The sequence below is a fragment of the Rhodococcus sp. ACPA1 genome, assembly GCF_002300195.1.
Lineage (GTDB): Bacteria > Actinomycetota > Actinomycetes > Mycobacteriales > Mycobacteriaceae > Rhodococcus_F > Rhodococcus_F opacus.
In genome coordinates this window covers 24749-46676 of the sequence record NZ_NSDX01000008.1, presented here as the reverse complement: position 1 = coordinate 46676, position 21928 = coordinate 24749, and the positions used below count along the sequence as shown (strand labels likewise).

The window sequence follows — 21928 nt, the reverse complement described above, 5'->3', positions numbered from 1 at the left end:
CACCTTCATCCCTTTCCTCCTCGAGATCGGATGCCGTTCCAGCTATCTCGCAAACCACGGGCAACGGGGTCGTCGAAGTAGTCAGCGGCAGACGCAAGTGTGCGCTGCAAGGAGGTTTCGTCGCGGGCGTCGTCTGGATCGTTCAGGCTGCGTTTCAAAGCGCCGTAGAGCACTGGCGCCTTTGCCCCGGCGAGTCTCGCGGATGCGACTGCCGCATCGACAAGCTCTGCGGGGTCCGCAAGAACATCGACGAGGCCGATCTCCAGTGCGCGCTCGACATCAAATAAGTCCCCCGACAAGAGCAGTTTCCTCGCTGCGCGTGCTCCGAGTAGTCGGGTGGCGCGCTGAATGCCCTTATCGGCCGGTAGGAGGCCATGATTGATCTCTGGGAAACCGAATCGCGCACCTTGGACGGCCAACACAGTGTCGGCGAACAGGGCAATCTCCATGCCACCGCCCACACAGTGACCATTGATCGCGCCGATCACCGGTCGCGGGTAACGGTCCATGGCCACGAGTAGCGCATGAAACTCCCGCATCCGGGCGTCCAGCTCTTCTTGGGCGGCTCCCTCGAGCTCTCTTATGTCGCCTCCGGCACAGAAGAATCGTTCTCCCTGACCTGTGAGGACGACCGGCGGCGCTTCACGCATCTCGCCGAGTTCGGCAAACAGCGCCGCGAGATTGCGAATGGCTGATCGGTTCAGTGCGTTTGCCGGCGGCCGGTCCACGGTGACGACCAGGACGCCCGCACGGTCCACAGTGGTGAACCCAGCGGCCTGTCGGGTCTCAAGTCCTGACATGCTTCACCTAGCAACTTCTTGCGTCGCCGGGGAATCAAAGACGGAGTGGTTATCGCGGCGGGCGGAGGGAAATTGGGCCGGCCGGCCCTCGCGGAAGGCTTGTCGGGCCTCTGCGTAGTCCGCGCCGGCGAAATTGAGGGTCTCCAACGCCGCAGACAATTCCTGCTGAGGGAGGGCGTTGGTCAGCCAACCTGAGTTCAGCGATCGCTTCGTCCAGCGGATTGCCTGCTGCGAGCCCTGCGCAAGATCATCGGCGATCGCCAGGGCACGCCCGAGCACGGCGTCCTTCGGTTCGGTGAGGCTCACCAGGCCGATACGCTCAGCCTCCGCGCCAGTCAGACTTGCTGAAGTTAGTTGGTAGTACTTCGTTTTGGCCATGCCGGCCAGCAGCGGCCAGATCAGGGAAGAATGGTCGCCGGCGACCACCCCGATGCGGGTGTGGCCGTCCAGGAGCAAGGCGTCCTCAGCGGCTACGCTGATATCCGCGAGCAGTGCCATCGACAACCCCCAGCCCACCGCCGGTCCATTGATCGCCGAGATGAGCGGCTTGTCCATGTTCAGGAGGCTCATGATCCGCCGTCGTTCGTCCTCCATGAGTTCGATCGCGTCATCCAGAGTGGGGTCCGGTTGGCGCACGTCCATGCCCGTGCAGAAGCCGCGGCCGGCTCCGGTGATGACAGCGACTCGCGTCTGGGGGTCTCGGTCGACGTCCTCCCAGATTTCGGACAGATGCTTGAACATCGGCATCGTCAGGGAGTTCAGTCGCTCGGGACGGTTGATGGTGATGAGGAGGACCCCGTTCGGCTTGCGCTCGATCAAGATCTCCTTCGGGTATCGGCTAAAGATGTCATCCGCGGCCAATGTGCTCATCGTGCTTCTCCTACCTCGACGGTGTTGCCGGTTGTTTCCTTCTGTGCACTTTCGAACGCTTCGAGCTCGGCGTAGTGGGCCGGTCGTGCGGTGCGAATGTCGTCCAGAATCGCCTCAGGGGTGCGCACGACAGCCTTGGGGTTCTTGAACTTGGGGATTACGTATTTGCCGAACAGTTCGATCGACTTCATCAGTTCCTTGTGGGGGAGCCCGTCGATGCGCATGACGAGGGAGTCGGCGCCCAAGTCGGCGAATCGCTGGACCTGGGCGACGCAGTCCTCGGGATCGCCCACGATGAAGCCGGACGACTCTTCGAACATGTAACGTTCGTCGTTGAAGTCGAGATGCTTGACGGCTCCCATGTACTGGTAGTCATCGGAGAGTTTCGACAGGCGCTGGTATGCGTCCGTCGATAGTGCGACTGATTCAGTGAGGCCCCTTGCCCACTTGAGGGCTTCGTCCCGGGTTTCGGCGCAATGCATACCGCCGCCGACCGCGACCAGCTTTTGTGCCTGCAGTGGATATGTGTGCGCCGCGCCGGCGAGAGCGTCGTCGTAGATGCGGAGCATGTTCTCAAGGAAGTCGAAGCCGAGGTAGAAGCCTCCGACAATCGCGCCGACGCCGAGTTCGGCGGCCGTTCGAACAGATTCGGGACTTCCGGTGGCCATATGAATCGGCGGATACGGAGATTGAATTCCTTTGGGTACCAGACTTCGTGGTGGGATCTTGTAGTGCTCGCCCACGAACGAGAAGACATCGTTGTGCAGTGCGCGGCGAATGACTTCGAGCCCTTCAATCTGCTGCGCCTTGTTTTCCGTCGGCGAAACCTCAAAGGCGCGCAGTGCGAGTGTGGTGTTGCCTCGGCCGACACCGAGTTCCACGCGGCCGTTGGACAGAATGTCTTCGGTGGCCAGCCTCTCGGCGACCCGAAGCGCGTGGTTGATGCGTGTGGGCAGCAGGGTGACCAGGTGCACGAACCGAATGCGTGTGGTGAGGGCCATCAGGTACGGATAGAGGACCTCCGGGGCGGATGTCGTCGCTGTGCCGATCGCCACGTGCTGCTCAGAAGTGCCGAACGCATCGAATCCCACCTCTTCGGCGAGGAGGACCTCGTCGACGAGCTCCCGGTAACGGTGCTCATGGGTATGCCCTGGGGGCGTTTCGCCCTCGCTCATGAAGATGAATCGCATAGCCACAACCTTTCGTGTGTGAATGCGCATTAACGTGAATGAGCATTAACGTAGAACGAGAGTGTGAGCTTGTCAACACTTGGCGGGCAATCCAGCGCCTTCATTGGGACCGGCAAGCAACATGCCTGACCAGACGTGAAATCGTGGGGACCCGCGGGGGAGTGTCGGCCCGCAGCTAACGACGGCAGGTGTCCGTCTGCTGTCCGATTGTGTTAATGAGTGTTACCATTGGTTGCATGGAACTGATCAAGATGGTTGGGCGCGCCGCCTGCGGGTGGTGTGCGACTCTTCATGCGCCGGTCCCTGATTTTTCGGGCTCTCCAGTTGCTGGTGTGAACCATGAAGACTGACCAGATGCCGGCAACGGCGCCAACGGTTCGCCCGTCACGCCGGGAGCTACTGCTAAGAGTCGCCGCCGATCTGTTCCTGCACAAGCCCTACGACTCGGTCACGGTCGAGATGATCTGCGCGAAGGCGGGAATCTCCGCTCCCGGGCTCTATCGTCACTTCCAGAACAAGCAGGCCCTCCTCATCGCAGTGGTGGAAAATCCGTTGGAGTTTCTCCATCAGTCCGCGCGGGCGACGGTGGAATCGGAGCCCGATCCGCGTGCTGCGCTGGACGCCATGGTCGACTTCCACATCAGGTCGGTGCTGTCTGCGGCTCCGACAACGCTAATTTTCCTCAAGAACGAGCACGCGTTTCCCGAAACGGATCGTCGGCGCATCCGACGAGCGATGAATATGTACGCCGAGGAGTGGATTTCGACAGTCTCGTCGCTGCGGCCCGAGCTGTCGGATCCGGAGGTGCGCCTGCTCACGCAGGCGGTGTTCTCGATGTTGAATACCGTACCCACCCTCAACAAAGGGCTTGACCAGGAGTCGATCGTCAAGACAATGTCGACTGCGGCGGTTCAGGCATTGATCTCGCCTCGAGCCGAGTGAGGTCGGTCCCGCCCGGATTGATAAGGTGCCTACGAAACGTCGCGATAGCAGCGGGTACTGGGCTGTGAGTCGATCCCCGTTCAATTAGATATCCTGATTGAACGGGGTTTGGCGTTTGATCGTCGTCGATCGGGCGAAGGCGGCTTCCGCCTGTGTCGGCCGCTTCAGCCTCGACCTCGAAGTTTCAAATATGCTGTTGCACCATCAGTCTAGGCAGCTGGTTGATCCTCAATGCGGCATTTGCAACGGAACGACTTCATAGGGCCCGCCCGGGTGTCGCGCAATGACGGGATTCGCGCCCTTCCGTGCGGAAGTGTCTGGCCGGACCGGTAAACGCGGTGGTTCGGCGCCAGAAGGCGACGTCGTCTTCAGGGCAAACTATTACACCTTCGGCCCCGGACGACGTCGACGAGGACGGTGCGACCGCCTGGGGGCGGACCCGGTATGGGTAGTCCGCTGCCATGGTCAGTCTTGGTGAGTGAGCGCCAGTCCGGCTCCACGCGCGTACGTCGCCGCGGAGACGATCACCGGCTTTGTGGACACCATCCCGCGCCGAGAATGCCCATGCCGAAACCGGAGAGTTACTGCGGTGTCCCGCACGCTGCGAGAGGCGCCCCTGGCGTTCACGCCGGCGCCATTCAACTCTGGCTTAATCCAATGCGCATCGAGCCCGGGCCTTATCCAACGTTCGATGAAGCTACTCCGGGCGGGGCGCACGGCTACGTGCATGCGGACCTACTGACGACCGCCCGCGACGGCTTGCTTTACGAACTCGCCCTCGTTGACCGCCCGACGCAGTCCTGAGCGAGATCCGACACGGCAAGCGGCGCGGGCGGCACGGGTCAGACGTACCGGTTACGTCCGGCCAAGGCGCCGGTGACGATTTGAACGGTGCACACCGCAAGAAACAGGATCCAAGAAGCGGTCCATCGATGTGTCAGCTCGTGGAGAAGCCCGAAGAACAGGGGGCCCGCGCTGGCGATCAAGTACCCGAATCCTTGAGCCATTCCTGATAGCTGAACCGTTTCTCCCGTAGTCTTCGTCCGGAGGGCGATGACAGTGAGAGCCAGTGCAAAGACGCTCTGTCCGACACCGATGGCAATGCTCCAGATCACTGGATGGGAGGCCGGGGCGACCATGGCCCCCACCGCTCCAATCACGCCGACCGTGCTGAGGCCGACGATCCACGCACTCTGGCTGCGTTTGCGCGCGGCTAGAGGGGCGATCACTAATGCAATTGGAACGCCGATCAATGCCGACATCCCCACGATTATCCCAGCCTGCAGTTTTGGCACGCCTGCATCAATAAAAACCTGTGGCAACCAACCCATTACGATGTATGCCATGAATGATTGACTGCCGAAGAACAGCGTGACGGTCCAAGCTAACCGGTTGCGAAGTAGCGATCGGCGCGTCTCAGACACTTGAGCTTGTACCCACGTAGCACCGTGTCGCCGCGCCGCCAGTACCCACACCACTAGGGCGGTGACTGCAAGTGCGGCCCAAATCGCCAGGGCAGGCCGCCATCCGCCCAGCGGTTGTTCCAGACCCGGGGTCAGCGCCGAGCCTATTGCTGCGCCGCCTTGAAGGGCTGCGGTGTAGATCCCTGTCATCAGGCCGATCTTGGCCGGAAACGAACCCTTGATAACGACTGGGATCAGCACATTCACCAACGCAATGCCGGCGCAGGCCACGAGGCTCGCTCCAAGAACCAAGGCCGGCCCGTCGAGGGCCCTCACGGCGAGACCGACTGTAATCATGACAAGAGAGCACGAGATCGCGCGACCCAACCCGAGATGGGTAGCCAGCCTCGGGGCTGCCAAGCCTGCGGCAGCGAAGCATAAGACAGGCAAAGTGGTGAGCACGCCTGCCCAGGCCGCCGAAACGGCTAAGTCCTGTTGCATGTCGCCCAGTAGTGGGGCCACGCTCGTCACCGCGGACCGCAGGTTTAACGCCGTGAGGATGACGGCTATGGCAAGCAAGGTGCCGCCAGCCAGCGCGGGCACGGGGCTCGCCCGCATCTCGATCGCACCGTCGATCTCCAGCGCCACGTTGTCGGCGTAGTCATTTTGTCGCTTTATTCGCTGCATCGGCCTCATTTTTGGTATCGTTGCATACATCCCATCATTGGATGAAAGGTTGTTTGTGTGGCGTTGAGCACCGTCCGACGAACCGGTCTAGTCGACCAAGTCATCGCGCAGATCAGAGTGGGAATCACAAAGGGGGACTGGCCAGTCGGGCAACGCATCCCGAATGAAACTGAACTCGTACAGACTCTTGGTGTCGGCCGCAATACGGTGCGTGAGGCGGTCCGCGGTCTAGCTCATGCAGGAATCCTCGAGGTTCGGCAGGGCGACGGGACCTACGTCCGCGCCACCAGCGAGGTGTCCGGGGCGCTGGGGCGGCTGTGCGGCACCGAGCTGGAAGAGATTCTGCAGGTTCGGCGTGGACTGGAGGTCGAAGGCGCCAGGCTCGCCGCGAGTAATCGCACCGACGAAGAACTAGCCGAACTGCGCGCACTGTTGGCGAAGAGCCATCACGTTGCAGGCGGACCCCTCGATGAGGCTGCCGCCGCCGACGCCGAGTTTCACTTGGCCGTGGTGCGCTGCTCGCATAACACGATCTTGATTGAGTTATACCAGGGCTTAATCGAAGCCGTCGCGGCCAGTGTCGAGGCCACCGCAGACATCCCGGGGCACGAAGTCGTCCACACTGCATTGATCGAGCACATCGCCGCCGGCGACCACACTCGGGCCGCCCAGGCTGCGGGCACGCTTGTGGACCACATGCTGTTCGGGGTGAGACGACGCTAGGAAGGCACCGATACGGCATCGGGGGCGGAAGATCAAGGAAGGGAGTCGAACTCGGTGTTGGTGAGCGCAATAATCGTCGCTCATGCGCAGGATTTGTCGCACCGGCTGCGGTTGAAGCCGGGCACACGGTGATGACCATCTGTCTCAGTAACGGCGGGGTGCGTGCCCGGCCCGACCCCGCCTGACTCCGTCACAAGGCCCGGAATGACCGAGAATTACATGGGAGGCACCGTTGAGCGAGCATGAAGTGCGAATGATCGTCCTGTCGACCGACAACTTGGACGAATCGATCCGGTTTTACTGCGAGACCCTGGGAATGCCGTTGAAGTTCCGCGACGGGGACCACTTCGCGGCCCTCGATGGGGGGACTGTCACTGTCGCGTTGGCGACTGCGGTGGACCATCCCATACCCGGGCAGGTTGTCGTCGGCATTAGGACAGCCGATGTCGACACTGCGGCGAAGGCCATCGAAGCCAGCGGTGGTGGCATTGTGGGAGGCCCGTATGACGACGGACATGAACGCCGTGCAGTGGGCTACGACAGTAACGGCAACGGCTTGGTGTTCTACAGTCCGCTAACCCGATAAGATTTCGCCGCCACACCGGCGCTACGGACCGAGGGCATCTGCAGTACTGCGCTGTGCGCGCACCGGCCAATTCGCAGAGTAGCTATGCAACAAAGGTGAACAGACTCCGCGTCTCCTTCGGAGGCTGCGCTGTTTGCCCCATACCGCTTATGTCTGAAAACGCGAGGGAGTAACACGAGAGGATTGTCGGTACTCGAAACGCTGGTGGAAGGCGTGGACGGGTGTCAGCGTCGCCGAAGTGATCGGAATGCCCAAGAGTGCCGACCCTCGACGCGTTCGCATGACGACATGCGTCCACAGGATACTCGCGGAGCTCGCCGAAGCCAGTTGTGTACGACGGCACGGCCCCCTGGGTCGAGTACACGTTTGACCGGTTCGTCTCCTGGGGCCCACGACACCTGTCCAACATCGGCGCAGTTGACCTTGCCGCGCCTCTCCTCGCAGAACTCGCGGCCGAAGCCCGCGGGCCCGTGCATTTCACGTGGTCAGCCCTGCACTACCCGATGGGTGTGGGTGTAGAGGTTCATGTTCTGGCCGCGAAGAAACCCCACGAGTGTTAGTCCTGTTTCGTCTGCGAGGTCGACAGCGAGTGACGACGGCGCGGAGACAGCGGCAAGTATGGGTATGCCTGCCATTGCGGCTTTTTGGGCGAGTTCGAACGAGGCGCGACCGCTGACCATGAGGATGCTGCCCCTGCAGGGGATGCGGTGTTGAGCGATTGCCCAGCCGACGACCTTGTCGACGGCATTGTGTCGGCCGATATCTTCGCGGAGGGCGAGTAACTGCCCGTACTGATCGAAAAGTGCGGCTGCATGTAAGCCACCGGTGCTGTCGAATACTTTCTGCGACTGTCGTAGCCGGTCGGGCAGCGTCGCCAGGACATCGACATGCACCGTGGTGGTGTCCTCGGCTGGGGAATGGACCGTCGCGAGGCGAACGGCGTCGAGCGATGCTTTCCCACATACTCCGCATGAGGAGGTTGTGTAGAAGTTGCGTTCGACACCGGGTTGAGGTGGGGGGATGCCCTCGGTGAGGGTGATGTCGAGGACGTTGTAGGTGTTGAGGCCGTTGTCGTCCACTCCGTCGCAGTAGCGGGCAGAAGCGACGTCGTCACCGCTGGTTATGACTCCTTCAGTGAGGAGGAAGCCGTGCGCGAGTTCGACATCGTGGCCCGGGGTGCGCATCGTGACCGCGAGCGGGGAGGCTCCGACGCGGATTTCGAGTGGTTCCTCGACAACGAGTGTGTCGGGCCGAGATGTGGAGTTCGGTCCACGCACGCGCACGATGGGGCGACGGGTGGTGATGCGTCCCATCAGGGTCGGTGCTCGAGCCGAATCAGGACGGCTTTGCTGACGGGTGTGTTGGATTTGTCTGCGACGTGGTCGAGGGGAATGAGGGGGTTGGTTTCGGGGTAGTAGGCGGCGGCGTTGCCGACAGGCGTGGGGTAGGCGACGAGTCGGAAGTTGTCGGCTCGTCGTTCTTCGATGGACCCGCTCCGGTTCTTCCATTCGGAAATCAAGTCGACGTGGTCGCCGTCTCGGTATCCGAGTTTCTCGATGTCGCGGGTGTTGACGAACAGAACTCGCCGGCCGCCTTTGACGCCGCGGTAGCGGTCGTCGAGACCGTAGATGGTGGTGTTGTACTGGTCGTGACTTCGCATGGTCTGCAACATGAGTCGGCCAGGCGGAACAGGTAGCCACACGAGGTCGTTGACGGCAAAGTTCGCTTTCCCAGTCTTCGTCTGGAACGTGCGTGAGTCTCGCGGCGGGTGGGGGAGTCCGAACCCTTCTTTCTGTCGGACCTTGGTGTTGAAGCCCTCAAAGCCGGGCACGACGCGTGAGATCGAGTCCCGGATGAGGTCGTAGTCGGAGGTGAACGATGTCCACGGCACGGGATGGCCGGGTCCGAACAGCGTCTCGGCGATGCCGCAGACGATGGCGACTTCGGAGCGCATGTGGATACCCGACGGGGTGAGACTTCCGCGGGAACGGTGGACCATCGACATCGAATCCTCGACGGTCACGAACTGCTTGCCAGTCGCCTGGACGTCTTTGTCGGTGCGGCCGAGCGACGGCAGAATGAGTGCGGTGCGGCCGTGAACGAGATGGCTCCGGTTGAGTTTTGTGGACACCTGGACGGTCAGCGAACAGTTCCGGAGGGCGGCCTCTGTGACGTCGGTGTCGGGCGTGGCGGACACGAAATTGCCACCCATTGCCATGAACACCGAGGCTCGCCGTTGGCGCATGGCGCGGATGGAGTCGACGGCGTCGAGGCCGTGTTCTCGTGGTGAGGTGATGTCAAATTCGGTGTCGAGGGCGGCGAGGAACGATTCTGGCATCTTCTCCCAGATGCCCATGGTGCGGTCGCCTTGGACGTTGGAGTGCCCGCGGACGGGGCATACCCCGGCTCCGGGTTTGCCGATCATGCCGCGCATCAGCAGCAGGTTCACTGCTTCTTCGATCGTGGCAACACCGTGTGTTTGCTGGGTCAGCCCCATCGCCCAGCAGATGATGGTGGCGTTCGACTCGATCAGAGCCTGGGCTGTGTCGTGGAGTTGTTCGATTGTCAGGCCGGTGGCGTCGACGACCGTGTCAAGATCGACTCTGCGGATGTGATCGAGCCATGCGTCGAACCCCGCGGTGTGGCGGTCGATGAAGGGTCGGTCGAGGACGGTTCCTGGTGCGGCGTCCTCGGCGGCGACGAGCAGTTTGGCCAACCCCTGGAAGAGGGCCATGTCGCCGCCGATGCGGATCTGCAGGAAGTCGTCGGAGATCGCGGCTCCGTCGCCGATGACACCATGAACCTTCTGTGGGTCTTTGAACCGCAGTAGTCCGGCTTCGGGGAGCGGGTTGATGGCGATAACCCGGGCGCCGTTGGATTTGGCCTTTTCGAGTGTAGAGAGCATGCGTGGATGGTTGGTGCCCGGGTTCTGGCCGGCGATGAGAATGAGGTCGGCATTCTCGATATCCGGAACGGATACCGATCCTTTGCCGATGCCGATCGAGGCGGTCAGTGCGCTGCCGGACGATTCGTGACACATGTTCGAACAGTCGGGCATGTTGTTGGTGCCGAACGAGCGAATCAGTAACTGGTAGAGGAACGCTGCTTCATTAGACGTTCGGCCGGAGGTGTAGAAGATCGCCTCATGTGGGCTACCCAGCGCGTTCAGTTCGTCTGCGATGATGCGGTTCGCGTCATCCCATTCGATTGGTTCGTAGTGTGTGGTGCCTGGGCGTAGCACCATCGGGTGGGTGAGGCGTCCCTGCTGCCCGAGCCAGTACTCGGTGCGGCCGAGGAGATCGTCAACGGAGTGCGTGGCGAAGAAGTCTGGGCCGACGGTCCGCTTGGTGGCTTCTTCGGCGACGGCCTTGGCGCCGTTCTCGCAGAATTCGGCGTGCTTGCGGTGGCCGGGTGTTTCCGGCCAGGCGCAGCCGGGACAGTCGAAACCTTTGCGCTGATTGAGTTTGGCGAGAGAGGCAGCGGTGCGCGTCGCACCCATCTGTGACATGCCGCGTTGAAGTGATACGAGCACCGCCGGTACGCCTGCGGCGTACTGCTTGTTCTTCGTCACGACGATGCTGTGCTCGTCGTATTCGTAGTCGTCTCGACGAGCCATCAGCAGGTGCAGCCTTCCCCAGGTTTACAGACAGTCGGTCGAGGGTGCACCACGGATACGGGTGGTGTCCAAGATGCCCGTCCTACTGGTCGATAGGCGTCGCCGATGATGTCTGGTCGAGGACCGAAGCCGTCGCTTCAAGAGCCTGAACGAGGAGGGACGACGGGCCTTCTGCGCGGGTGATCAACCCGACCACTGGAGCTGTGCGACCTTCGATGAGCGGAGTGGACCGGAGGCCAGGTGGTTCACCGAATACCTTGAACCACACCTGAGGGACCACTGCGGCCCACTGCCCGGTCTTGACGTGGGCATAGAGGGAAGCGATGGAATCGGTTTCGACTTGTGCGGTGTGCACTGCTCCGTCGTCGGCGAAATAGTCGTCGAGGATGCGCCTGCCTCGCATGATCGACGGCAAAGTGCACATCGGCAACGTCGACGCTTCGCGCCAGGAGATGTCGGCGCGGCGCGGGCGGGTCGGATCGTCGGCGGTCAACAATGCGTATCGCTCGCGATAGAGCGGGAAAGCGCGGTAGCGCAGGGCGATGTCGTCGTCGAGGTAGGTGATGCCGCCGTCGAGCTCGAAGCGATCGAGCCGAGCTGTGATTTCGCTCGAAGACAGATCTTCGGCGAGACGCACCGTGATGAGGGGGTGCCGCACACACAACGGGCTCGACAGGTCGGCGACTGTCGCGGATGCGGTGGGAATGACCCCTATTCGGAGGGTGCCGGTGACGCCCGACCGTAGGCTGGCTGCCTCGTGCAGGAGTGATTCCTGGTTCGCAAGAATTCTTTGAGCCCAACGTACGATCTGCTCACCCTCCACTGTGAGGCCTTCGAACTTGTGGCCTCGAACGATCAGCGGCAGATCGAGTTCGATCTCCAGTTTGCGGATCGCCTCCGACAAGGCCGGTTGAGAGACAGCACATGCATCCGCTGCGCGAGTGAAGTGCTTCTCGCGCGAGAGAACGACGAGATACTCGAGCTGCCGGAACTGCACAGCATAATCTTCTCATCCCGTCTCGCTCCCGGTGGAGGCGGCGAAGTTTTGCTGCCAGATCGCCAAGTATCGGATGCGTCGCTCACGCAGGGAGGCATATCGGTCTGCATCTCGAAATAGATTGTTGTACAGCGTTTATCCGGCACGATTGCATGGTCTACACACAGGAACCTCAGTGGAGACGGACACGGCGAGTCTCGCGGTAAGCGGTCTTCCGATCAAACGTCCTGATCAAGATAGTGCGCACCCACCGCGAGTTAAAGCCCAGGTTGACTGCGTGCACAGGCTCGTGCAGAGCCTTGCACGTCAGACCGACCGAGCGATCGATCGCTCGGTCCACTCGGGTTGTTCTGGATGGTGTCCGTGACTGTCAGCCCCGCTGACCTCTCGGCCGCCGGTTCGTCTCGCGTGATCGCTGTCGGGGCAGATCTTGACGATGGCTGCGACATGCGGCCGACGCGGTCCCCGGGTCAAGGCGCCAAGGCCATCTCTCGCGCATCGCTGGCCGGGGTCTACGCCAAGTCCGGTCTGGCCGTTTCGGGCATCGTGGTGACAGGGCTTCCCGGGCGGCTGCAACGGGACCAGACAGGTCGGTATCGATGATTCGATCAATATAAGTGCCCGACTCGATGCCAGGTGGAGCTACCCTGAATGCACATCATTGAGGGACAAGGAAATGCTGTGTCTTCGGGAGACCGCCGGATCGAGTGAATTGCCAGCTGCGCATGGCAAATGGTGATCCGCTCGAGACTCAGCGTGACGTGGCGTCCGCCGTCGTCGCGGAGTTGACCACTGCAGGGTTTGCGGAGGTCCATGCAATCGGACATGGCGGCTTCGGTCTTGTCTACCGTTGCGGGCAGCCCTCGCTGGACCGCACTGTCGCGGTGAAGGTCCTCACCGCCAACCTGGACGAAGACAACCGGGCACGGTTCTTTCGAGAACAGCGGGCGATGGGCCGCCTTACGGGTCACCCAAACATTGCTAACGTGCTCCACATTGGAACCACAACCAGTGGTCGGCCCTACATCGTGATGCAATACCACTCGCACGGATCGTTGGACACCCGAATCCGCCGGCAGGGCCGACTTGAATTAGACGAGGCTCTGCGATTCGGAGTGAAGTTGGCCGGCGCGCTCGAGACCGCCCACCGTCTCGGCATCCTCCATCGAGACGTAAAGCCGGGGAATATCCTGATCACCGACTACGACGAGCCGGCCCTGACTGACTTCGGCATCGCGCATTTTGCTGGGGGATTCGAGACCTCGACGGGCATTCTCACCGGATCCCCGGCTTTCACAGCCCCCGAGGTCCTCAAGGGAGGGGAGCCGCCCAGCGCGGCCTCCGACATCTACAGTCTCGGCGCGACCTTGTTCTCGGCCGTGACAGGGCACGCAGCTTTTGAACGTCACAGCGGCGAGCAAGTAGTCGCACAGTTCCTCCGCATCACTACCCAACCTGTACCAGATCTCCGTGAGCAGGGAATTCCGGATGATGTCAGCGCGGCCATCGAACACGCGATGTCAGAAGATCCTCGGGAGCGTCCCCTCAGCGCGGCGCAGTTCGGTGACGAATTACGCCAGAGTCAGCTCGCTCACGATTTTCCGGTCGAAGAGATGGACCTGCTCGCCGAACCAGGCGCGAAGCGCTCCGAACAAGACCTACCAAGAGCCCGTCGCCGCTCCACTGCCGGCCTGCTCCACAATGCGATCCCGCCGTCAACATGGGGAGCGGCGGGAGATCTTCCCTTGGACCTCACTAGCTTCGTAGGCCGCCGTCGCGAGCTGACGGACGCTAAGGCGAAATTGTCTACTTACCGTCTGGTCACGTTGACTGGGATCGGCGGGGTCGGCAAAACGCGCCTCGCGCTACGCGTTGCGGCGGAGGCGCGGCGCGGGTTCACCGGCGGTGTGAGACTGGTCGAGCTTGGTGAACTGAACGAGCGGTCACTGCTCGTGGATGCGGTCGCTGCGGCGGTCGGCATACGTGATCGGTCGGCACGACCACTTGAACGCGTAATTGCGGAGTTCCTCGCCACACGCAACCTTCTGCTCGTTCTCGACAACTGTGAGCGTTTGGTGGATGCAGTCGCCACGCTCGCCGGGAAACTGCTTCGGACCTGTCCCGAGCTTCGGATTTTGGCCACGAGCCGGGAGGCCCTCGGTATCGAGGGGGAAGCTGTGCTGCGCGTACCGCCGCTGACGATTCCCGACACGGGCGATGAGTCGTCCCTGCGCGGGCTTCCCCAGTACGACGCCGTGACGCTGTTCATGGAGCGTGCCGCCGCCGCGGTGTCCGGGTTCGAGTTGACCGAGGACAACCGGATTACGGTAGCGCACATCTGCCGTGCACTTGAAGGCCTACCCCTGCCGATCGAGTTGGCGGCCGCGCGGTTGCGGGCGATGTCCGCCGATCAAATCGCCGAACGACTGAATGACCGGTACAAACTGCTGACCCTGGGAAGTCGTGGAGCGCCGAGGCGCCAACAGACGCTGCGGTTGTCAATGGACTGGAGTTACGACCTGTGCAGTTCCCCGGAACAGCGGCTGTGGGAACGCTTGTCGGTATTCGCCGGAACCTTCGAATTGGATGCGGCGGAGGGCATTTGCGAGGGAGAGGTGGCTCCTGAGGATCTGCTCGACATGCTGACGGCGTTAGTCGACAAGTCGATCCTGATCAGGGACGCTCCGGGCGGAGTGGTTCGTTTCCGCCTTCTCGAGACGGTGCGTGACTACGGCCGACACAAAGCAGAGCAGTCCGGCGACTACCAGGCGTTGCGCTGGCGGCACCGGGATTGGTACGAGAAGCTGGCACTGACAGCGGAGGCGGAGTGGGTCAGTTCCCAGCAGTTGAAATGGATCGCACGTCTCGGGCGCGAGCAGTCGAATCTGCGTGAGGCGATGACGCTGTGCCTGTCCGAGGCTGGCGATACCGACACCGAGGCCGGGCTGGGGATCGCAGCCGCGCTCTATCCCTTCTGGCTTACCCGCGGCAAGCTAACCGAGGGACGGTACTGGCTCGACCGCGCCCTAGCCTGCCATCCCCGGAAGTCCACCGCTACACGCGTAAAAGCCCTGTACTACAGCAGTGTGCTGTCCGAACTGCAGGGCGACATCCCCGCGGCGACCGCCCTGGTCGAGGAGGGGCGATCCTTGGCTGAGCAAATCGACGATCCGATGACGCATGCACTCGTCGCCCAAGCCGAAGGACTACTTGCGATCAATAACAGCGACCTTCAGCGCGCGAGCGGACTTCTGGAAGAAGCCCGCAATATTTACGCGACACTGAACGATGACCATCGGAAGGTTGCAGTTCTGTACCTGCTGGGTTTGGCATACGGACTGCGTGAGGACATTCCGCGGGCGATGGCATGTCATGAGAAGGTAATCGCGATGACGGAAAACCTGGGCGAGTCGATATATCGCTCGTATTCGTTGTGGTCCATGGGCGTTGGGGTGTGGCAGCAGGGAGATTCAAATCGTGCCGCCCGCTTGTTTGAACAGAGTTTGCGGCTCGGCCGACTGGCGGACGATCAAATTACCGTCACCGTGTGTCTGGAATCCCTCGCGTGGCTCTGTGACGAGCGCCGTGCAAAGCGTGCTGCGGTCCTTATGGGTGCCGCCGAGGAATTGGGGCACACCGTGGGCAGCTCGACGGTGATGTTCCCTCACCTCCTCGTCCACCATGAAGAGAACAAGCGCCGGATTCGCCATGCGCTCGGTGAGCGCGCCTTTCAGGCCGCCCACCGGGAAGGGCGGACGCTCGGAATTCAAGGTGCCATTGTTTATGCCCTGAGCGAGCCGCCCAGGGGCACGACGCCGCCCGCTGGTACCGCGACGAACCTGACCAAACGTGAATGGCAGGTCGCCGACCTTGTAGCCAAGGGATTGACCAACAGGGCGATCGCCGCCAGTCTCGTCATCTCGGACCGTACCGCCCAAGGCCACGTAGAACACATCCTGACCAAGCTCGGATTCACCTCACGAGCACAGATCGCGGCCTGGTTCGTTGACCAGACCCGACGCGAAGAACTCTGATCGTTCGAGCTCAATCAAGTTTGATGTGGGGGTGCAGGCTGCGGTTGAGACGGGAGCCCGAACAGGGGTGAGCGGTACAGGGGCGTCTTGGGAACGAATGGGGATGGCGCGCGATCTTGGACAGTCCGTCCAGACCTCCGGCTTCGTACTGTTTGCGCCTGTCGTGACAGTTTGTCAGGAGACCTCGAACCGTTCGGGTACGTCGACGATGCGTGCGCCGTCACGCACCTCGGGGACGGCTCGTAGTCGGATCTCCACGGTCGGTGGCGCGTCCCGGTTACGGCATCTGGTACGGCGCCGTCAGTCCTCGCGGCGGGTTGGCCGAGGCGTTTCAGAGCGCCCGGGTGATCGACCGGCACCGCGGCGACCCGTATCTGACCGGGCTGCGATTCACCCGCCCGCTGAGACTGCTCGATGTGTCCGGCATCGGGGAGGGGGCGTGGGTGACCCGGGTCGGCGGCAACCACGCCCTCGACTCCGCCGCGCACGGCCGAACCCAGCACTGGGCCTGCACCATTCACCGGGCCCATGACGATCTCGATGGGATCGTCTACCGCGGCCGGTTCGCCGGCGGTGTCTGCATCGCGATCACCGAACGCGCCGCCGACGCGTTTCCTGCGCTGCCGGCGTTGTCGCTGCCGTTGTCGCATCCCGGGTTGTCCGGGCCGATCGACAGCGCGGCCTATCAGCTCGGCTACACCATCACCTGAGGCTGCGACGCACGTGGGCGAACCGGTTGGGCACGCGGCACACGGCGCCCGGCGCCGGGGTCCGCGATGCTCACGCACGTGGCGCGGCGAGTAGGGCTCCCACCGCCACAACGCGAGTTCCAAGAGCAGCTCACGATGCACAGCGCGATCCGTGCCGCAATCGGGGTAGTCCACTCACCCACGAAGGACCGAGAAAGCGGACCGTCGGCCGTCTGAGTCGAACTGTCCAGTATTTGAATCAGTTCGAGCTGAATGCGCCCACGCGGAACTATCCGACGGTGTCCGTTGTTGACGCATACAGCAGTGGCGAAGTGTCGCGGCACTCGACGAAGGAGCACAAGAGATATGCGCATCGGAATCATCGGAGCTGGTCAGATCGGTGGCACGCTGACACGCAGGCTGACTGCGCTCGGTCACGATGTGCGCGTGTCGAACTCTCGGACACCCGACACCCTCGCAGACCTCGAGGCGGAGACCGGCGCAAAGGCGGTACTGAACACCGAAGCCGCCGAGGGTGCAGACCTGGTGATCGTGAGCATCCCGCAGAAGAACGTCGTGGACCTTCCCGCCGGGATCCTCGCCGGCGCTGCCGATGGTGCTCCGGTGATCGAGACCAACAACTACTACCCGCAGCAGCGAGACGGATTGATCGCCGCCATCGAAGACGGTCAGGTAGAAAGTGAATGGGTGCAAGAACATCTCGGAGTGCCGGTGTTCAAGGCATTCAATGGAATCTGGTGGAAGCACCTTCTCGAGAAGGGCCTACCGGAAGGGTCGAGCGGACGGATCGCGATCCCCGTGGCCGGCGACGACGCATTGCAGAAGCAGGTGGTATTCGATCTGATCAATCAGCTCGGCTTTGACCCTGTCGACGCGGGCACCGTCGAAGATTCCTGGCGTCAGCAGCCGGGAACCCCGGTTTACGGCAAGGATTTTGATCGGGAGGCGACGTTGAAGGCACTGGCGCAGGCAACGCCTGAGCGCACGGACGAGTGGCGTGCTGTGGCAGAGTGAGCGTTCGGTGTCGAGTGGCGGTTCCGAATAGGAAGACGCCGCTCGGCCGTTAGTCCTGGTGCGGAGCGCGCGCCCAGGACGGCATCGGTATCGCGGCTGCGGGGCGCGGGCGCCTGGTCCGGTGTACGGCCAGCCGCTGGGCAGCGTGCGGCCGCGGTACTCATTTCGGTGGTTGTTGCGGGTGGCGGACCCGGATCGGGACCTGGTCGACGATTCGGGCCCGCTGGCTCCCGGGGTGGCCTGCCTGCACAACACCACATCGCGACCCGCGCTAGCCGCGATGTCCTGATTTGGCTCGTTGACGCACAACTTGTTGGACATGCACAATCGCTGAACGCCACTTCCGGTGCCGTCGCCCTCCGCAGCGCGTTCAAATACAAGGTCTGGCGCACTCGACTGCCCTTAATGCATACAGCTCCCAGGGACTCCACCAGCTCCCAGGCAAAAATCGGCCGGATACCCCTTGCATGCGTCGGAGGCTGTATCCCGGCTGCGCGGTGACGGGATACGAACCTCCGACTGAGGTGGCTTCAGAGGCGGGCTACGCAGTCAGATCGATGATGAGCTTGCCTGGTTGGCCGTGGGAGAACGAGTCCACGAAGGCAGCCGGCAGCTGCTCGAATCCGGGCAATACCGATTGCACGGCCTCCAACTGTCCGGAACTGATGAGTTCGGCGAGCGTGGCTTCAACCTCTGCCGCACGGTCCATGTAGTCGAGCACGACGAATCCCTGTGTGAGGATACGCTTGGTGAGAAGCTGTCCGAAATTTTTTGGGCCGGATGGTCGTTCGGTCAAGTTGTAGCCGTCGATCAGGCCACACAACGCGATGTGTGCGTGGTTGTTCAGCCGGGCGATCGACGCCTCGAACATCGGGCCCCCCGAGTTCTCGAAGAGGCGGTCGATGCCGTCCGGTGTTGCCGCCTCGAGCTGGTCCTGCCAATCAGGGGCCTTGCGATCGACGACGGCGTCGGCGCCCAGTCGAGCCACCATCGAGCACTTCTCGGCGCCTCCTGCGATGCCGACAACCTGTGCGCCCGCCTGCTTCGCGAGCTGGACGGCCACGCTTCCGACTGCGCCAGAGGCGCCGGAGATCAGAACGGTGTGCCCTGGTTCCGGCCGCAAGATGTCGCACACTCCGGCCCACGCGGTCAGGCCCGTCATCCCGAGGACGCCAAGGTAGTGCTCCAAGGGAACGACCTCGCGTGATGCGATCCGGTCCCAGTCGGTACCGGGCGAGCTGACGATCTGGTGCCGTTGCCAGCCGACGAAGCCACGAACGATGTCGCCCGCGGTGAAGTTGCTGTTGCGTGAGGCGGTCACGCGGGCCAGTCCGAAAGCGCGAACTGGCTCTCCGATTGCGACTGGCGGAAGATAACTCGGTCGGTCGTCGAGCCAGCCCCTGATGGCCGGATCGATCGAGATGAAGAGGGTCTCGAGTGCGACGTCGCCAGCCTTGAGTTCGGGCAGGGCGACGTCCTCCACGCGGAAGTCCTCCAAGCTCACGTGCCCGTGGGGGCGCTGCGCGAGGACGATCTGTTGTGATGAATTCACGGTGTGCTACTCCTTCGTCACCAACGACGGTAGAAGTCATGACAAGGCGAAACTTGGCCCTATGCGCACGGGAGTCGAAGAGCGCGCACAGCGCGCATCTCGAAGCCGAATGCGATGCGCCTGAGGAAAGCAGGTGCGCGCAAACAGCCAAGACGTGATGTCCATCACTTCATAGGGTCGGTGACAAATGGGCTTCGTGCCGAAAAGCCCTCCTGGTAGATCTGGAGTCAACGCAATGAATGACACACGCGCCGACCGACCTCTTAAGATTGCGGTCACGATCGATGACTTCGTCCTGTGGGACGGCGTTCCCATGCCGGACGACACGACTCCCACCGACATCACGCGGTCTGTGGCGAAAACGTTGAACGACTACGGACTCAAGGGGACCTACGGCTTCTCTCACACATACCGGCTCGAGAACGAGCCAGAGCAAATCGAGGCCTTCGAGGCGTGGGCCGAAGCAGGCCATCACCTGGGTAACCACACTCACCAGCATGCGCCGCTGCGCTGGATGCCCGAGGCGGCATTCCGACGCGATTTTGAGACGGCCGAGAAGTACATCGGTCATCTGATCGACGCCGCACCGTCGAAGTACTTCCGGTACCCCATGGACATGTCGTCAGGATCCGAACGACGTCGAGGGGAAGTCGAGAACTACCTCGCTGATCTCGGCTACCGCACTGCCCCGATCACCAGTTGGTTCAGTGATTTCGCGTTCATCATGCCGTACTTCCGCGCGATGACCCTAGGCGACAAGGACGTGCAGAAGCAGGTACGCGACCTGCACGTGTCGACCGCTGTTGACATGCTCTACCAGCACGCGGACACCGCGCATACCCTGTTCGGTGCCGACGCGCCTCTCATCTGGCTCGTACACGGCACCACGATCTCTCGTGACACCCTCGCTCCGATCCTCGAGGCATTCCTCGAGCGTGGCGTGGAGTTCGTAGCCCTCGATGAGGCGATGAAGCATCCGGTGAACTTCGGGAAGCCGCCGTGTAATGAGAGCTTCACCAACCAGCTTCAGAGGTTCGCGCTTGCTGCGGGCTTGCCGAAACCTGAACTCGACGTCGAGCGGCTTGCCGAGATCCTGAACCTCGCGCCCATTCCCGGCCTCGACACGATGGCGACTTACGAAGAGCGCATGTTCAAGCCGTTGGCGAAGCGGGTGGGAGCTGAGTACGACTGGGATTGGTCCTGAGTCGGCAATCCACATTCACAACGTCACACCGTCATTATCTGAAAGCAGGATCATGCTCAACCTGGCCACCATGCTTGCCGACACTGCTCGACGCACTCCCGGCAGAACCGCTGTCATCGAAGGTGACCGAACCCTCACCTTCGGTGAGATCGATGCGGCTGCGAACAGTGTTGCCCGTTTTCTTCTCTCACGGGGGTTGCGCCCAGGCGACCGCGTTGCCCTGACGATCGCGAATGTTGTCGAGTTTCCGATTGTCTACTTCGGCATCCTCAAGGCCGGTGGAGCCGTCGTGCCGCTCAACACGATGCTCAAGCGGGAGGAGGTTGCCTACCACCTCCGTGACTCGGGCGCGACGGTGTACTTCTGTACCGTGCTGGGGCTCGACGACGAGGCGTGGCGCGGATTCCAGGACGTCGAGTCCTGTGAGCATCTGGTCACCCTTGGCTCCGCAGTGCTCGATGAGCCAGGCGTGGGAACTACCTTGGCTGACGCATTGGCCGAACACCCCGCGGAAGAGGTCCTGCAGGTGACCGAGGCAACGGACACAGCGGTGGTCCTGTACACGAGCGGGACGACCGGCAAGCCGAAGGGGGCGGAGCTCACCCACGCCAACATGGTCCTCAACGCCATCGGGCATAACCAACTGCTCGACGCCCGAGCCGACGACGTACACCTGGTCACTCTTCCGCTCTTCCACTCGTTCGCACAGACCGTACAGCTGAACGCCGGCTTCGCAATGGGGGCCACCCTGGTCCTGCTGCCACGATTCGACGCAGCCGAGGCCCTGGCGTTGATCACGCAGCACCGGGTGACAGTCTTCGCCGGTGTCCCGACGATGTACTGGGCTCTGCTCAACAAGGCCGCTGACGGAATAGACGTTGACCTCGCCGGTCTCCTGCGAATCGCGCTTTCCGGCGCAGCTGCCATGCCCGTCGATGTGCTGGAGCGGTTCAGGGATGTCTTCGGTGTCGGGATCCGGGAAGGCTACGGACTCTCCGAAACCAGTCCCACCGTCACGTTCAACCCGCTCGACCAACCAAACCGGTCGGGATCGATCGGCAAACCGATCTGGGGAGTAGAGGTGAAGCTCATCGACGATCACTGGAACGAGGTCCCCGCCGGTGAACCAGGAGAACTCGCCGTACGTGGAAACAACGTGATGAAGGGATACCTGGGGCGGCCCGAGGCGACAAAGGAAGTGATCCGCGACGGCTGGTTCCGCACGGGCGATATCGCAACGCGAGACGAGGACGGCTACTACTCCATCGTCGATCGCGCCAAGGACTTGATCGTGCGGGGAGGCTTCAACGTCTATCCGCGCGAGCTCGAGGAGGTGATCATCGGCCATCCAGAGGTCAGCCTCGTGGCCGTCGTCGGAATCCCCGATGAGCGAATCGGTGAGGAAGTGAAAGCCTTCGTCATCCGCGAGCCCGGATCGGAGTTGAAGGAGGAAGACCTGATCGGCTGGTCACGGGAACGGTTGGCGGCTTACAAGTACCCGCGCCTGGTGGAGTTCAGGGATACCTTGCCGATGAACGCGACAGGAAAGCTACTCAAGCGGGCTCTGCGATGATCACGCCGTTGGCGTGGGCGCCGGCGC

General features: G+C 62.3%; 16 protein-coding genes. 8 read left to right on the top strand and 8 right to left on the bottom strand.

All coding sequences use genetic code 11. The annotated features are described in order from the left end of the window. Positions 1 to 5: 5 nt before the first annotated feature. Genes CJ177_RS33180 through CJ177_RS33170 form a run of 3 tightly spaced genes read right to left on the bottom strand, consistent with a single transcriptional unit; the run spans position 6 to position 2860 of the window. Positions 6 to 800, bottom strand: a complete 795-nt coding sequence (locus CJ177_RS33180) for an enoyl-CoA hydratase/isomerase family protein (protein WP_095869580.1) — start codon at positions 798 to 800, stop codon at positions 6 to 8. 3 nt (positions 801 to 803) lie between these two features. Further along, positions 804 to 1670: an enoyl-CoA hydratase/isomerase family protein gene (locus CJ177_RS33175; protein WP_095869579.1), complete on the bottom strand. Its 867-nt coding sequence runs from the start codon at positions 1668 to 1670 to the stop codon at positions 804 to 806. After that, positions 1667 to 2860, bottom strand: coding sequence for an LLM class flavin-dependent oxidoreductase (locus CJ177_RS33170; protein WP_095869578.1), 1194 nt, complete (start codon positions 2858 to 2860; stop codon positions 1667 to 1669). Before CJ177_RS33170 ends, CJ177_RS33175 begins: the two co-directional genes overlap by 4 nt. Before the next feature lie 339 nt (positions 2861 to 3199). Here CJ177_RS33170 and CJ177_RS33165 point away from each other — a divergent pair, with 339 nt between their 5' ends. Then, positions 3200 to 3802, top strand: coding sequence for a TetR/AcrR family transcriptional regulator (locus CJ177_RS33165; protein WP_065491471.1), 603 nt, complete (start codon positions 3200 to 3202; stop codon positions 3800 to 3802). Positions 3803 to 4644: 842 nt separating this feature from the next. On the opposite strand, the gene CJ177_RS33160 is transcribed toward CJ177_RS33165, so the two are convergent. Further along, positions 4645 to 5901, bottom strand: a complete 1257-nt coding sequence (locus CJ177_RS33160) for a CynX/NimT family MFS transporter (RefSeq protein WP_373560069.1) — start codon at positions 5899 to 5901, stop codon at positions 4645 to 4647. 48 nt (positions 5902 to 5949) lie between these two features. Between CJ177_RS33160 and CJ177_RS33155 the strand changes: the two genes are divergently transcribed. Continuing rightward, positions 5950 to 6615 (top strand): FadR/GntR family transcriptional regulator, encoded by a 666-nt coding sequence (locus CJ177_RS33155; protein WP_095869577.1) that lies wholly within the window; start codon positions 5950 to 5952, stop codon positions 6613 to 6615. 232 nt (positions 6616 to 6847) lie between these two features. Beyond that, positions 6848 to 7201: a VOC family protein gene (locus CJ177_RS33150; protein WP_095869576.1), complete on the top strand. Its 354-nt coding sequence runs from the start codon at positions 6848 to 6850 to the stop codon at positions 7199 to 7201. Positions 7202 to 7686: 485 nt separating this feature from the next. On the opposite strand, the gene fdhD is transcribed toward CJ177_RS33150, so the two are convergent. From fdhD to CJ177_RS33135, 3 genes are all read right to left on the bottom strand, one after another. Then, the gene (gene fdhD, locus CJ177_RS33145; RefSeq protein ID WP_095869575.1) at positions 7687 to 8514 is read right to left on the bottom strand and encodes a formate dehydrogenase accessory sulfurtransferase FdhD; all 828 of its coding nucleotides are present in this window, start codon (positions 8512 to 8514) and stop codon (positions 7687 to 7689) included. After that, a complete protein-coding gene (locus CJ177_RS33140; protein WP_095869574.1) occupies positions 8514 to 10817 on the bottom strand; it encodes an FdhF/YdeP family oxidoreductase in 2304 nt (767 codons plus the stop codon). The genes fdhD and CJ177_RS33140 overlap by 1 nt, the downstream gene beginning before the upstream one ends. Before the next feature lie 82 nt (positions 10818 to 10899). Then, the gene (locus tag CJ177_RS33135; RefSeq protein ID WP_095869573.1) at positions 10900 to 11814 is read right to left on the bottom strand and encodes a LysR family transcriptional regulator; all 915 of its coding nucleotides are present in this window, start codon (positions 11812 to 11814) and stop codon (positions 10900 to 10902) included. A 725-nt stretch (positions 11815 to 12539) separates the two neighbouring features. On the opposite strand from CJ177_RS33135, the gene CJ177_RS33125 reads away from it, so the two are divergent. The 3 genes from CJ177_RS33125 (at position 12540) to CJ177_RS33115 (ending at position 17572) form a co-directional block, all read left to right on the top strand. Then, positions 12540 to 15848, top strand: a complete 3309-nt coding sequence (locus tag CJ177_RS33125) for a protein kinase (RefSeq protein ID WP_095869571.1) — start codon at positions 12540 to 12542, stop codon at positions 15846 to 15848. A 263-nt stretch (positions 15849 to 16111) separates the two neighbouring features. Then, positions 16112 to 16558: an RES family NAD+ phosphorylase gene (locus CJ177_RS33120; RefSeq protein WP_095869570.1), complete on the top strand. Its 447-nt coding sequence runs from the start codon at positions 16112 to 16114 to the stop codon at positions 16556 to 16558. Positions 16559 to 16810: 252 nt separating this feature from the next. Then, positions 16811 to 17572, top strand: a complete 762-nt coding sequence (locus CJ177_RS33115) for an NAD(P)-binding domain-containing protein (protein WP_317571288.1) — start codon at positions 16811 to 16813, stop codon at positions 17570 to 17572. 541 nt (positions 17573 to 18113) lie between these two features. Here the strand turns inward: CJ177_RS33115 and CJ177_RS33110 are convergent. Next, positions 18114 to 19124 carry an NADP-dependent oxidoreductase gene (locus CJ177_RS33110; protein WP_095869568.1) on the bottom strand — a complete coding sequence of 337 codons (1011 nt, stop codon included), beginning with the start codon at positions 19122 to 19124 and terminating at the stop codon, positions 18114 to 18116. 187 nt (positions 19125 to 19311) lie between these two features. Here CJ177_RS33110 and CJ177_RS33105 point away from each other — a divergent pair, with 187 nt between their 5' ends. Both CJ177_RS33105 and CJ177_RS33100 read left to right on the top strand, forming a co-directional pair. Further along, positions 19312 to 20328: a polysaccharide deacetylase family protein gene (locus CJ177_RS33105; protein WP_231913793.1), complete on the top strand. Its 1017-nt coding sequence runs from the start codon at positions 19312 to 19314 to the stop codon at positions 20326 to 20328. A gap of 52 nt (positions 20329 to 20380) precedes the next feature. Then, complete coding sequence (locus CJ177_RS33100) at positions 20381 to 21901, top strand: long-chain fatty acid--CoA ligase (RefSeq protein WP_095869567.1); 1521 nt, start codon at positions 20381 to 20383, stop codon at positions 21899 to 21901. The last annotated feature ends 27 nt before the right edge of the window (positions 21902 to 21928 follow it).

What these genes read in the sequence shown, in the direction of transcription:
- CJ177_RS33180 (WP_095869580.1), bottom strand. Translation starts at nt 800, where the DNA reads ATGTCAGGACTTGAGACCCGACAGGCCGCTGGGTTCACCACTGTGGAC.
- fdhD (WP_095869575.1), bottom strand. Translation starts at nt 8,514, where the DNA reads ATGGGACGCATCACCACCCGTCGCCCCATCGTGCGCGTGCGTGGACCG.
- CJ177_RS33165 (WP_065491471.1), top strand. Translation starts at nt 3,200, where the DNA reads ATGAAGACTGACCAGATGCCGGCAACGGCGCCAACGGTTCGCCCGTCA.
- CJ177_RS33140 (WP_095869574.1), bottom strand. Translation starts at nt 10,817, where the DNA reads ATGGCTCGTCGAGACGACTACGAATACGACGAGCACAGCATCGTCGTG.
- CJ177_RS33160 (WP_373560069.1), bottom strand. Translation starts at nt 5,901, where the DNA reads ATGAGGCCGATGCAGCGAATAAAGCGACAAAATGACTACGCCGACAAC.
- CJ177_RS33100 (WP_095869567.1), top strand. Translation starts at nt 20,381, where the DNA reads ATGCTCAACCTGGCCACCATGCTTGCCGACACTGCTCGACGCACTCCC.
- CJ177_RS33125 (WP_095869571.1), top strand. Translation starts at nt 12,540, where the DNA reads ATGGCAAATGGTGATCCGCTCGAGACTCAGCGTGACGTGGCGTCCGCC.
- CJ177_RS33115 (WP_317571288.1), top strand. Translation starts at nt 16,811, where the DNA reads ATGCGCCCACGCGGAACTATCCGACGGTGTCCGTTGTTGACGCATACA.
- CJ177_RS33170 (WP_095869578.1), bottom strand. Translation starts at nt 2,860, where the DNA reads ATGCGATTCATCTTCATGAGCGAGGGCGAAACGCCCCCAGGGCATACC.
- CJ177_RS33105 (WP_231913793.1), top strand. Translation starts at nt 19,312, where the DNA reads ATGGGCTTCGTGCCGAAAAGCCCTCCTGGTAGATCTGGAGTCAACGCA.
- CJ177_RS33175 (WP_095869579.1), bottom strand. Translation starts at nt 1,670, where the DNA reads ATGAGCACATTGGCCGCGGATGACATCTTTAGCCGATACCCGAAGGAG.